General features: G+C 61.0%; 12 protein-coding genes. 4 read left to right on the top strand and 8 right to left on the bottom strand.

Annotation, left to right across the window (positions count from 1 at the left end; genetic code table 11):
• Positions 1-13 precede the first annotated feature (13 nt).
• Positions 14-577: a winged helix DNA-binding protein gene (locus tag GAL01_RS12225; RefSeq protein ID WP_062032519.1), complete on the top strand. Its 564-nt coding sequence runs from the start codon at positions 14-16 to the stop codon at positions 575-577.
• Between the two features lie 10 nt (positions 578-587).
• Here GAL01_RS12225 and GAL01_RS12220 read toward each other — a convergent pair whose 3' ends face one another.
• Genes GAL01_RS12220 through GAL01_RS12185 form a run of 8 tightly spaced genes read right to left on the bottom strand, consistent with a single transcriptional unit; the run spans position 588 to position 9,040 of the window.
• Complete coding sequence (locus GAL01_RS12220; protein WP_062032523.1) at positions 588-986, bottom strand: hypothetical protein; 399 nt, start codon at positions 984-986, stop codon at positions 588-590.
• On the bottom strand, positions 983-2,353 hold the full coding sequence (accC, locus tag GAL01_RS12215; RefSeq protein ID WP_099253313.1) for an acetyl-CoA carboxylase biotin carboxylase subunit: 1,371 nt from the start codon (positions 2,351-2,353) through the stop codon (positions 983-985). The genes GAL01_RS12220 and accC overlap by 4 nt, the downstream gene beginning before the upstream one ends.
• A complete protein-coding gene (locus tag GAL01_RS12210; protein ID WP_062027906.1) occupies positions 2,346-2,798 on the bottom strand; it encodes an acetyl-CoA carboxylase biotin carboxyl carrier protein in 453 nt (150 codons plus the stop codon). Before GAL01_RS12210 ends, accC begins: the two co-directional genes overlap by 8 nt.
• Positions 2,799-2,823: 25 nt before the next feature.
• The gene (locus GAL01_RS12205) at positions 2,824-3,588 is read right to left on the bottom strand and encodes a LamB/YcsF family protein (RefSeq protein ID WP_062027903.1); all 765 of its coding nucleotides are present in this window, start codon (positions 3,586-3,588) and stop codon (positions 2,824-2,826) included.
• Between the two features lie 54 nt (positions 3,589-3,642).
• On the bottom strand, positions 3,643-4,614 hold the full coding sequence (locus tag GAL01_RS12200) for a 5-oxoprolinase subunit C family protein (RefSeq protein WP_062027902.1): 972 nt from the start codon (positions 4,612-4,614) through the stop codon (positions 3,643-3,645).
• Positions 4,611-5,252: a 5-oxoprolinase subunit PxpB gene (pxpB, locus tag GAL01_RS12195; RefSeq protein WP_062027901.1), complete on the bottom strand. Its 642-nt coding sequence runs from the start codon at positions 5,250-5,252 to the stop codon at positions 4,611-4,613. The genes GAL01_RS12200 and pxpB overlap by 4 nt, the downstream gene beginning before the upstream one ends.
• A complete protein-coding gene (locus GAL01_RS12190; protein WP_062027900.1) occupies positions 5,249-6,490 on the bottom strand; it encodes an MFS transporter in 1,242 nt (413 codons plus the stop codon). Before GAL01_RS12190 ends, pxpB begins: the two co-directional genes overlap by 4 nt.
• Positions 6,491-6,541: 51 nt before the next feature.
• Complete coding sequence (locus tag GAL01_RS12185; protein ID WP_062027899.1) at positions 6,542-9,040, bottom strand: TonB-dependent receptor plug domain-containing protein; 2,499 nt, start codon at positions 9,038-9,040, stop codon at positions 6,542-6,544.
• Positions 9,041-9,307: 267 nt separating this feature from the next.
• Between GAL01_RS12185 and GAL01_RS12180 the strand changes: the two genes are divergently transcribed.
• The 3 genes from GAL01_RS12180 to GAL01_RS12170 all read left to right on the top strand — a co-directional run bounded on the left by GAL01_RS12180 (position 9,308) and on the right by GAL01_RS12170 (position 12,503).
• Complete coding sequence (locus tag GAL01_RS12180; RefSeq protein WP_062027894.1) at positions 9,308-10,198, top strand: LysR substrate-binding domain-containing protein; 891 nt, start codon at positions 9,308-9,310, stop codon at positions 10,196-10,198.
• A 506-nt stretch (positions 10,199-10,704) separates the two neighbouring features.
• The gene (locus GAL01_RS12175) at positions 10,705-11,619 is read left to right on the top strand and encodes a LysR family transcriptional regulator (protein WP_062027892.1); all 915 of its coding nucleotides are present in this window, start codon (positions 10,705-10,707) and stop codon (positions 11,617-11,619) included.
• 101 nt (positions 11,620-11,720) lie between these two features.
• Positions 11,721-12,503, top strand: a complete 783-nt coding sequence (locus GAL01_RS12170) for a class I SAM-dependent methyltransferase (RefSeq protein WP_062027890.1) — start codon at positions 11,721-11,723, stop codon at positions 12,501-12,503.
• The last annotated feature ends 1 nt before the right edge of the window (position 12,504 follow it).

The raw sequence follows: 12,504 nt of genomic DNA, 5'->3' as shown, positions 1-12,504 counted from the left end.
GAGAGGACGAACCATGAAGGACGGGAAAACCGAGAGCCCTGCGCCGGCGATGCCGGATGTTGCGGATATGGAACGGGCCTTCATCGTGTCCTCGTCGCATCTGGCGGTGCCGGGCAACGAGGATCTGAGCGAATTCGAATTTGCCCTGACTGTCGTGAACCATGCGTTTCATCGCTGGATGTCTCGGGGGATGGCGGCGGCGGGTCTGCCGGATCTCTCGGCGCTCGACACGCTCATTCTGCATAGCGTCAATCACCGGAACCGCGAGAAGAGCATTGCGGACCTGATGTTCACCCTGAACCTGTCCGAGCGGCATTACCTGAACTACGCGATGAAGAAGCTCGACGAACACGGGCTGATCCGGCGCAGGCGGCATGGCAAGGAAGTCTTCGTCACCACCACACAGAAGGGGCGGGAAGTCTGCATGGAATATGCGCGTCTGCGCCGGATCTGCCTGTTGGAGCATATTCCCCAGAACCGGGAAGTCGGCGGCGTCACGATCGCCGAGGTTGCCAAGGCGCTGCGTGTGCTGACGGGCTTTTACGAGCAGGCGTCGCGGTCTGCCGCGTCTCTCTGAACGCGGCGTCTCAGCCATCCGGGTGAATCCGGAAGAGCACGTCATGATAGCCTACGACGCAGCCATCCCCGATCAGCGCGGGGCCGAGCGTGCCGTCTGCCGTGGCGGTAACGGGCAGGCGGAGGGGGCCTGCCTCGACAAAACCCACGATCTCGCCGGAGCGAACGGGGTGGTTTTCACCCAGCCCGTTTGAGCGGAATACGCCCATTTCGGGGCTGGGAACGGGCGTGTTTTCCGCTTTTGCGGGTGGGGCGACAGGGTGCGCCGGAGGCGTCTGACCGGCGTTCTCCGACAGTGTCAGGGCAAGCGCGCCTGTCCCGTTTTTCAGAGAAACATGACGGACATCGTGATGTCTCATCCGGCCAACCAGTTCGGGAAGGTCGTTCAGAAGGTCTTCAAGAAAAGTCATGATCCGGACTTTCGCATGAGGGCTTCGAGATAGTGCACGCTGACGCTGCCTTCGCGCACGCCGGGCTCGTTCATCAGGCGCAGATGCAGGGGCGTGGTGGTGGCGATGCCGGTGATTTGCATTTCCGAAAGGGCGGCATGCATGCGGTTGAGGGCATCCGTGCGGTCCGTGCCGTGGACGATCAGCTTGGCGATCAGGGAGTCGTAATTCGGGGGCACGACATAGCCGTCATAGAGATGCGTATCGATACGGACGCCGGGGCCGCCGGGCGCGCGCCAGTTCAGGACTTTTCCAGGGGCGGGGCGAAAAGTTTCAGGATCTTCGGCGTTGATGCGGCACTCGATGGCATGGCCTTGCGTGCGGATGTCGGCCTGCGTGAAGGAGAGGGGCTGTCCCATTGCGATCAGGAGTTGCTCGCGGACGATGTCGATGCCGGTCGTCATTTCCGTGACGGGGTGTTCGACCTGAAGGCGGGTGTTCATTTCGATGAAGGAAAATGCGCCGTCTTCGTACAGGAACTCAAACGTGCCCGCGCCGGTATAGCCCATCAGGGTGCAGGCGTTTGCACAGCGCTCGCCCAGTTCGGCAATGGCCTGCGGGTTAATGCCGGTGGCCGGGGCTTCCTCGACCAGTTTCTGGTGGCGGCGCTGGATGGAGCAGTCCCGCGCGCCGAGCCAGACGGCATTGCCCTGCCGGTCGGCGAGAACCTGGATTTCGATATGGCGGGGGTGCTGGAGGAACCGTTCGGCGTACACGGACGGATTGCCGAAGGCGCGTCCGGCTTCTTCGCGAGCCGTTTCGATGGCGTCGCGGAGGTCTGCTGCGGTCATGACCACGCGCATACCGCGCCCGCCGCCGCCGCCTGCCGCCTTGACGATCAGCGGATAGCCGATGGCGTCGCAGATCGTCTGGGCTTCGGACAGGTCAGTCGGCAGGGCGTCTTCCGTACCGGGCAGGCAGGGGACGCCCGAGCGGCGCATCTGCTGTTTGGCGCTGATCTTGTCGCCCATCAGGCGCATGATGGCGGCGGTTGGGCCTGCCAGCGTGCGGCCGGACTGTTCCACAGCCTCGGCGAAATCAGCATTTTCGGACAGGAAGCCGTAGCCGGGATGGATGATGTCGGCGTTCGTGAGTTCGGCGGCGCGCAGGACGCGGGCGGCGTCCAGATAGCTGCCGGATGCTGCTGCCGGGCCGATGCAGAGCGTCTCGTCCACGAGGCGCAGATGGGCGAGGCTGGCATCGGCTTCGGAATGGATGCCGATGCTGTGCAGTCCGAGCAGGCGGCAGGCCCGCGTGATGCGCAGGGCGATTTCACCGCGATTGGCGATCAGGACACGGCGGGGGACGGACACTGCGGGCTCACGCATCGAGTGGCTCCACGGTGAAGAGCGGCGTTCCGGGGGAGACGGCATCTGCATTCGCGGCCAGCACGGCGACGATCCGGCAGGAGAACTCGGCCTCGATGCGCGAGAGTGTTTTCATGACTTCGAGAATATAGAGCGGTTGTCCTTCCGCCACGATGTCGCCCGGCTTGACGAAAGGCGGCGCATCCGGGGCCGGGGAGGCGTAGAACTGGCCGTGCATGGGGGCGTCGATCGTGGTTTCGGTTTTGGCCGGAGCGGAGGCTTTTTCGAGGACAGAAAGCGTGGAGGCTGCGGCCGCCGGGGCCGGGCTGGTCGGCTGGGGGCTGCTGTCCTGTGCGCCGCGCACCAGACGGATGTGCTCGCCGTCGCGGGAATAGTCGAGTTCGGTAATGCCCAGCGCCTGCATCCGGGCCATCAGGGCGTCGAGGATCTTGAGATCGGGGATCATGGGGCGGTTGGCTTTCCGGTCTGCTTCAGGTCAGGGCGCGCAAAGTGATGCCCGCGGCTTCGAAGCCCGCGCGGACCTTGCGGGCGACATCCACGGATTCCGCGTTGTCCCCATGCACGCAGATCGTATCAATGCGGGTCGGCAGCATTTTTCCGGAGATGGTTTCGATGGCGCCGGCCTGCACCATGCGCACGGCGCGGGCGGCCGCGAATTCGGCATCATGCAGGACCGCTCCCGGCTCCTTGCGCGAGACGAGATGTCCGTCTTCCGTATAGGCGCGGTCCGCGAAGATTTCCGAGAACACGGTCAGGCCCCGCTCGCGTCCGATGCGGTCCAGATGGCTCAGGGCGATGGCCATGATGGGGAGGTTCGGATCGACCGCCTTGACCGCATTGACGATGGCTTCGGCAACGGCGGGATCGCGTTCGGTCAGGTTGCCCAGCGCGCCATGGGTTTTCATGTAGGTTATGCGGTGGCCGGAATAGGTGGCGAGGGCCTGGGCCGCGCCCATCTGGTAGGCCACGATCCGTTCGATCTGGGCGGGTGTGAAGGGCATGACGCGGCGTCCGAAGCCCCACAGGTCCGGGAAGCCGGGATGGGAGCCGACGGAGACGCCTTTTTCGCGTGCGATGCGGAAGGTCTCGGCCATGACTTCCGGGTCGCCGCCGTGAAAGCCGCAGGCGACGTTGGCGGAGGTCACGATGTCCAGCATCGCGCTGTCATTGCCCATTGTGTAATGGCCGAAGCTCTCGCCCAGATCGGCGTTCAGGTCGATGGTTTTGGCGGTCATGGTGTCAGAACTCCCGGACATGGAAAAACAGGGCCGTGAAAACAGGATGGGGCATCAGAAAACGAGCTGTGTGCGGAGTGTGGCGATTTCGGCAGCAAGCCGAATCAACTCCGCAGCTTCCCGCCGGATAATCTGCACCGCGTCATCGCGCGTGATGGTTTCGAAATGGACAGGTGTGCCGACGACTGTTTGGGACAGCAGGCGCAGGTCCGGCGCAATGACGGTGGCGATCTTGGGATAGCCGCCGCAGGTATTGGCATCCATCATCTGGATGATCGGCTGGCCTGCGGGCGGCACCTGAACGGTTCCGGGAAGGATGCCGTGGGAAAACAGGCTGAGCGGCCGTGAGAGTTTCAGAACGTTCTGCCCTTCGAGCCGATAGCCCATGCGGTTTGCGCTGGGGGTCAGGGTCCAGGCTGCGGAGTGGAAGGTTTGCAGGCTTTCGGGCGTGAAGACGTCATGTTCGGCGGCAGGCAGGACGCGGATCCGGGTGCGGTCTGCGGGGGGAAGCGGGCAGGGGCGCGTGAGACCGTAGCCTGCGGCGGGCATGCGCAGTGTGGAGGCTGCGAGGCAGGAGAGGCGGTCGCCTTTCTGCAGGGCGCGCCCCTCAAGGCCGCCGAAGCCGCCTTTGAGATCCGTCGAACGCGCGCCCAGAACCGGGGGCACGTCCAGACCGCCCCGGAATGTCAGATAGGCGCGGGCGCCCTGTTCCGGCGCGCGGAGCGTCAGAGTCTGGCCGGGTCTGGCGGTGATGGCCCAGTCGCGTGGGAGTTTCAGGTCGTCCAGCGTGGCGGGGCAGGCGGCACCGGTGACGGCAAAGGACGTCTCGGCGTGAAAGCGCACGCGGAAGGGGAAAAATACGATCTCAATCCCGGCGGCGTCCACCGGATTGTCGAGGAGCAGGTTGCCGTGGCTCAGGGCCAGACGGTCCATGGCGCCGCCCTGCGCCACGCCCATGGCCATGGCGTGAGGACGGCCGAAATCCTGAATGGTGTTGAGGGAGGAGCCGGTCAGGATTTCGATCATGAGGCCCTCACAAAACGGACGGTGTCGCCCAGACGCAGCAGGCCGGGCTCGGGACGGAAGGCGTCGAACAGGCACAGATCCGTCCGGCCGAGGATATGCCAGCCAGACGGCGAGGTGCAGGGCATCATGCCTGCGTGGCCGCCGCCGATGACCACAGCCCCTTCCTCCACCCGCAGACGCGGGGAGTCGCGGCGGGGGATGGCCAGACGCGGGTCCAGTCCGGTCAGGTACACGAAACCCGCCATGGCGCCGATGGCGGCGACGCTGTAGCGACCGGCCATGTGGGCGTTGATGGTTTCCTCTTCCGTCAGGTTGGCGAAGCGGGCGACGAGCGCCAGATCTTCGCCGAATGCCCCGCCATAGACGACCGGCACCACGATCTCGCGGGACGGCACCTCTTCGGCAGAGGCCTGTGTCCAGACGGTCCGGAGCAGCTCTTCCATGGCGGAAGGGTCAGTCTGTACGGCGTCGAACGTGACGAGAAGGTTGTTGACGCCGGGGATTGTCTGGAGGACGTCTGGCCGGGTGTTCAGTTCGCGGCTGGTGGCCCAGATGCGGCGCTGTGTCGTGTCGCTGAACGGGCCGTCGGCGGCGTCCAGCAGGAGGCCGCCCGCGCCTGCCATGTGAATACGGGTCATGCAGTCTGATCCGGCTGGGTGCGGCCATGGAACGGCCGCCGGGGAAGGAGGGCAGCGGCCAGCGCGCCGCACAGGATGATGATGCCTGTGATGTAGAAAACGCCGTGGAAATTGCCGGTGGCCTGAAGCAGATATCCCGTCATGACCGGGGCCAGAATGCCGAGGCCGTTGGAGAAGGTCAGGGTCAGGCCGGTCACGGAGCCGAGGATTTCGTCTTCCACAAGCAGGTCCGCCAGGAGGGCCATGTTGGCCCCCGTTCCGCCTGCCATGAAGGCCATGGAGACGGCGAGGAGCGGAATGATGGTCGCGGCCGTTCCGCAGAGCGGCAGAAACCCCATGGAAGAGGCCAGAACGAGGTACAGGCACACGACCTTTCGGCGCCCTCCCAGAGAAAGGTTTGATCCGCGAACGAGCGTTTCGCCGATTTTTCCAGCCGTGATCGAGAGGATGGCCGCGCCGACATAGCAGCAGGCCGTATAGGCTCCGGACTGTTCGGTGCCGAGATGCAGGGTCTGGCGCATGATGATCGGCAGCCAGGACATCAGCAGGAAGTTGGCATAATTGGCGCAGCACTGCGCGATCACGATGCCCCAGAAAGCCGAGGAGCGGAACAGGGTCGGCACCGAGATCAGGGAAAAGGATGTGGCCTGTGTGCCGCGTGCGGGGCGCGGGTGGGTCAGGAGCCAGACCACGGACCAGACCAGCCCCAGCGCGCCGAGCAACGAAAATGCCGGGCGCCAGCCGTAATGGGCAATCAGCCACCCGCCCGAGGCGGCACCGCAGGCCAGCCCGATGGGGATGCCGCAGATGAAGGCGGTCATCATAAGCCCACGTTCGTGTAGCGGCGCCCAGGCCCGGACGACCTTGTTGCCGAGTGCGAAGGTGGGGGCTTCTCCGACGCCCAGCAGGATGCGGGTGGCGATGAAGGCCGGGACGGTGGCGGTCAGGCTGCCGAGGATCATGGCGAGCGACCACAGGGCTACGGCGGCCGCACCGATGATCCGCACGCCGAAGCGGTCCAGAAGGATCGCGCTGGGCAGGTTCAGGATGAAATAGGACCAGAGGAAGCTGGAGAGGACCCAGCCCGTCTCCCCCGGTGTGAGGGCAAATTCATGGGCGATCTGGGGCATGCCCACGGACAGGGCGGCCCGGTCTCCGTAGCAGATCACGCACATGGTGATGGTGAGGGCGTATATGACGAACCGGAAAGGCCGGCGATCTTCTGGAACTGTCTGCAAGAAATGCGCCTCTTTCCGGTGGATCTCAGTCGGTCTGTCTTTGGAAAAATCTTAGAAAGTCAGGCCGGTCTGGACATAGTACATGCCGCCGTTGAAGCCGTAAGGCGAATAGTAGGCATATTTGTATTCGTTGAAGAGCGGTGCTGCGGTCGCCTTGGGGACGCGGGTCGGGTATTTGTTGCCCAGGTTGTTCGCGCCTACCGTGACGCTCCATTTCGGCAGGATCTTGTAGCTGACGGACATGTTGGTCAGGAAAGCCGGGCGCTGTTCCATCGGGGCCGCCGTGGGGCTGGCGAGGAAGATGATGGAGCCGTAGCGCTGTTCCTGCACCATGACGTTCCACTTGCCGTAATTCCAGTTGACCGTGAGGTTTTCGCGGTTCTTTGGTGCGGAGTGCAGAAGCATTTCTTCGGCATAGGTGTTGAACGTGGACAGGCCCATGTTTGACAGGACGGCAGGGGTCTTGTTGCGGCTGCGGATTTCGTTGTCGGAGTAGTTGAATGTGAAGTCGAAGCGGAACGTGCCGGCGCGTTTGGTGTGCAGGGTGTAGTTGGTGTCGATGTCACCGCCGTAGGTCTGGGTGTTGACGGGGTTTGTGTAATAGGAGGCGTAGGTGACGTTGTTCAGGCCTGAAGCCTCGAGAATGTCGGCCACACCTGCGCCGCCGAGGGTCGTGGTGCTGGCCAGACGGTCATTGATCGCGATGTAATACAGGTTTGCGGTGACGTTCCAGTCCTTGAGGGGCGTGGCGTCGATGCCGATGCTGTAGTTGCGGGAATATTCACCCTTGATGTGACCTGCGCCGAGCGCCTTTGCGGCGGCGCTGCTGTTGGGAAGCTGGTCCACGGCGTAGTTGGCGAAGGGGGCGTTATAGAAATAATAGGTCTGGCCCAGTGTTGGCGGGCGATAACCGGTGTTGATGCTGGCGCGGATGGCCCAGTGTTTGTTGAAGTTGTAGCGCGTTCCGATCGAGCCGGTCGTGACGGTGGCGAGATGGTTGTAGCTCGTGGCACGACCGCCGAGGGACCATTCCCATTTTTTCGTGACGTAAAAATCGAGGTTGACGTTGCCGTCATAGATGTCGCGTCCACGGTTGGTGACGGCGAGCGGGACGTTGCCGGCGTGGTCGGTTGCGCCGAGGCCGACCCATGAGGCTTCTTCGCCTTCGGTCATCTGGAAGGTGTCACGGCGATATTCGCCGCCAAAGCGCAGGGCAATCGGCTTGGGCAGCCATGACGTGTTGAAGAAGCGTGAGCCGCGCAGGCCGGTCGAAAGCTCTGAAGTGATGGTTTTGCCGTCATAAAAATCGCGCGGGCTGGCATCGCCGAGAGACATGTTGTTGCTGTCGAGGGTGGAATAGGCCTGATCGTCACGGCCGTAATTGACGTAAGCGTCCCAGGCGAAGCCGAATTTATGCGCCTTGATGCCGTTGTCTGTTTCGAAGTCGTACTGGTCCATGCCGATATAGGGCTGTGCGCCATTGGGCCAGAGATTGATGTTGGTCAGGCTGTTTCCGGCACTGCGGTAGGTTTCGGCCACATGAGCCTTGCGGTGGCTGAAAGTCGAAGTGCTGTAGAGGCTGAGGTTTTCGTTCAGCGGGATCGCCATGTTTTCGCTGATGGTTTCCAGCGTTGATTTTGGAATACCGAGGCCGCGCTGCACATCGCGGCTGGCTGTTTCGTTGCGGGAATCGCCGACCGGATACAGCTGTCCCACGAAAAGGCCGCTGCGGTTGGTGGGAAGCTGGTGGGTAACCTGCGCCGCCAGGTCGAGATAGCCGCCGTTTTTACCAAGTGCTGTGGCCCAATCCGCGTAACCGTTCAGCGCCTGCCCGTCACCGGCGTAAAAACCACTGTTCTGGAAATTGATGGAGCCGCCATGCGTACGCTGCTTGAGGACGATGTTGACCGCACCTGCCAGAGCGTCCTGACCGTAGAGTGCGGTGGCACCTTCGGTAATGACCTCGATGTGGTCGATTGCCGAAATCGGGATCAGGGAGATGTCGGTGGGTTCGGTGCCCCAGTTGGGGCCGGCATTGGCGTTGAAATTGGCACCGATATGGCGGCGGTGTCCGTTGACGAGGATGAGCGTATCGTCGGCGGACTGGCCGCGAAGCTGCATGGTCTGGATGAAGCCGCTGTTTCCGACGCCGGACTGGGGTGGGGACGTGATGGATGCCGATGCCTGCGCCAGTGCCTGCATGACATTTGTCTGGCCGGTGGCCAGAAGCTGCGCGCCCGAAACGACTGTGACCTGTGTGGTGCTGTGAACCGGCGTCGAGGTGTTCATCACGGATTGGCCGGTGGTTGCCGTGCCGGTAACGCGCATTTCTTCAGGAGCGGATTTCGAAACGATTGAATGGCGTGTGGGCGCCTGGGGGGGCTTTGCGGCCGGGCGCGCCGTGATCTGTTTGCGGCTCTTGGCGGGGGAGGAATGTACTGGCGTTCTGGCCCGCGTCGTCGCGCCCAGTGCAGCCGGGCTGAGTGATACGATTGTGCTGAGGGCTGCGCCGCACATCAAGAAAGCCTTGGGACCAAAACACTTGTGCATGGGCATTTCCTCAATGTCCTCCGGGTCTCGAAGGGCGGCTGGTGTTATGTGCTTTTCATGAACAAATCATACATATAACGATCCTGCAATTAAAATGTTTCCCTCAGAGAACGGAGTCGGTTTCTCTCCGTTGCGTACTGAAAAACCCTGTTTCAGGCTTGGGAAACTGGCTGTGTTGGGACAGGGTTTCGTACACTTTAGTTGTTGAATATCAAAATAAAATGTCTGATGATGATCTAAAGGAAGAATATTTATGATCCTTCGCCTGTGATCTCCGAACTCCGCACATTTGTTGTCGCCGCGCAGATGGAAAGTTTTGCCGCAGCTGCAAAAACCATCGGGCTGACCCAGTCGGCTATCAGTGCCCAGATCCGCCGACTGGAAGACGAGCTGGGCTACGGGCTCTTTGAACGCTCGGGGCGGTCCGTGATGCTGACGGCGGCGGGGCGGGCCATACTCTGTCAGGTCGAGGACCTGCTGTCGTCTTTCGATGCGCTTCGCAGTGCGACGCGTGGCAGGCCCGAAACTGCGCTTTTGCGGATCGGGGCTATTTCCACCGTTCAGACCAGCCTGCTGGCTCCGGCCGTGACGAGGCTGCATGTGGAATTTCCAGACCTGAAAATCCGGATCGTTCCGGGGCTTTCAATGGGGCTTCTGGAGCGGCTGGATGCCGGGGAGCTGGATGCTGCGGTGATCGTGCGACCACCATTCGGGCTGATGCCGTATATGCAGTGGCATCCTGTGGTTAGTCAGGATTATGTCATGGTGGTGCCTGCGCCCCTGGAGAATGAGGACTGGCGCCAGATTCTGGAGACGCAGCCCTTTATCCGGTATGACAGCCGCTCCTTTGGGGGGCGCACTCTGGACCGTTTCCTGAAAATGCAGGGCCTGTCTCCGCGTCAGGTGATTGAGACCGAGGACCTGCATACGATCCTCCAGATGGTCGCCAACAATATGGGCTGTACGATCATGCCCCAGATTGGGGCAGTCAGTGTTGTTCCGAACATTCGCATGCTGCCTCTGGGGGAACCGGGTATTACACGCGAAGTGGGGGTCATGACGTTGCGTGGCCGCGTGTCGGAAGGGCGGGACGCTCTGATTCGTTATCTGGACGAGGTGTCCGGGAATCATACTCCGTCTGCGTCCCGGAAATCCTGAGGGGGCTTCTCCGCCAATCATACGGAAAAAAGGCGCCCTGAAATCAAAGCTGCATGCCATGTGTAATGGTCACGGTCAGCCTGTTCGCCTGCATCTGATAGCGGGTCAGATCGTGATTTTAAAAGCACAGGCGTGCTGCGGGCAGATTTCCCCGACGAGACAGAAGAAGTCATCGGGGACAGAGGCCGTGACCGCACCCGGATCAGGTTATCGTTTGCAGAACTGAAAAGCTGGCGAGGTGTTGCAGCCAGATACGATCGCTGCGCTCATATATTCATGCCTGCAATCCGCGTCGCAGTAAGCTTCATCTTCTCTCTCAAAAAATGATTCATGAAACTGTATATTCCAAATATGATGATGAATTTCTGAAAGATTATCAGTGTCATTATGCTGTGCGATCCGTTTCGGGAAGACGACAGGGTCTGCGGCGCATTGAGGGAGTGTCTGGACGGCTGGTCGTGTGCTGCCTAAAATAATGTGAGAATTTTGATGAGGAACGCTCATAGATGTCGCGCGAGAACTTGAATGACCTGCTCGCGTTTCTGGCCGTGGCCCGTGAGAAGAGTTTTACGCGCGCCGCCGCGAAGTTGGGCGTGTCGCAGTCGGCGCTGAGTCATACGATCCGGCTTCTGGAGGAGCGGCTTGGCCTGCGCCTTCTGACCCGGACGACACGCAGCGTGACGCCAACGACTGCGGGCGAGTATCTGTTGCGCAATATTGGTCCGCATTTTGATCAGATCGAGGTGCAGCTTGCCTCACTGGGGCAGTTGCGAGGCACGCCAAGCGGTATGATCCGCATCACTGCGACAGATGACATCACGGCCTATATCCTGCGTCCGAAGATCGAGGCCTTTCTGAAAAAATATCCTGATGTGAAAATCGAAATCAATGCTGATCTCAGGCTGATTGATATCGTATCGGAACGTTTTGACGCGGCCGTCCGTCTGGGAGAGCAGGTGACAAAAGAAATGGCGTCGGTTCCGCTGACGCCGGATATCCGTTTTGTGGTCGTAGGGTCAAAGTCCTATTTCAAGCAAAACCCGAAACCCAAGGTCCCGCCTGATCTTCTGAAGCATTCCTGTATTACGATCCGCCTGCCGACGCATGGCGGAATCTATGCTTGGGAATTTGAGAAAGACGGGCGCGATGTCAGGGTCCGTGTTGATGGGCCGTTGATTTTCAACAACGTTTTTTCCATTCGCGATGCCTGTCTGGACGGGCTGGGGCTGGCGCATTTACCGGAAATGGTCGCGGAAAAATATGTCGCCGAAGGACGTCTGGTTCAGGTTCTGGAAGACTGGTGCCCATATTGGACCGGATATCACCTCTGCTTCCCGCACCATCATCAGAATACGATGCCGTTCTCACTGTTTGTTGAAGAGATGCGGCATAGGGCGGCTGAGTTTCGCATTCATGAGTAAAGCCGAAGACTTTATGCAGTTTTGAGGGGCTAATCGTGCGGGCAATGAGACCCTACATAAACATGTGTCGGGCATTTCCCGCAGCGACGAGGGAAGAGATCATGAAAGCGGTTTATCCTGTCATCTGTGCGCTCACTATGCTTGCGTCAGGCCCGGCGCTGAGGGCGGCTGATCTGAATCAGGCGATCCAGTCCACAAGCAGGGACGAGCGGTTCGTGGCGCGTGATCCGGTGCGGCATCCTCTGGAGGAATTGCAGTTTTTCGGACTGCGGCCGGATGCGAATGTTGTCGAGATCTGGCCGGGCGGAGGGTACTGGACACAGATCCTTGGCCCGTATCTACATGATAAAGGCACCTATACGCTGGCTCTTGGGCCGGAGGACAAGGCGGGCTCGGCATTCAGCAAAATGCTGGCGGCGCATCCCGCGCTTGAGGGAAGTTTCAGAACTACGCAGTTTGATGCGGGGCATCTCGACTTCGCGCCGGCTGACAGTGCGGATCTGGTGCTGACGTTCCGCAATCTTCACAACTGGATGGAAGCGGGGAATGCGCCGCAGATGCTTGCGGCCATTCATCGGGTTCTGAAGCCGGGCGGGATTTTTGGCGTCGAAGACCATCGGGGTCATACGACGGCTCCGCAGGACCCTAGCGCGAAGGACGGATATGTCCGCCAGTCTTACGCCATTGGGCTGATTGAAAAAGCGGGTTTCAGGCTGGTTGGATCATCGGAAATCAACGCCAATCCAAAGGATACGGCCAACTGGCCCAAAGGTGTGTGGACCCTGCCGCCGACCTTTGCCCTCAAGGACAGGGACCACGCCAAATATGCGGCCATAGGCGAGGGGGATAATTTTGTCCTCAAATTTGAAAAAATTGCACATTGAT

Source organism: Gluconobacter albidus, from assembly GCF_002723915.1.
GTDB lineage: Bacteria > Pseudomonadota > Alphaproteobacteria > Acetobacterales > Acetobacteraceae > Gluconobacter > Gluconobacter albidus.
Note: the sequence above shows the minus strand (reverse complement) of the source record. Positions and strands in the feature narration are given on the sequence as shown.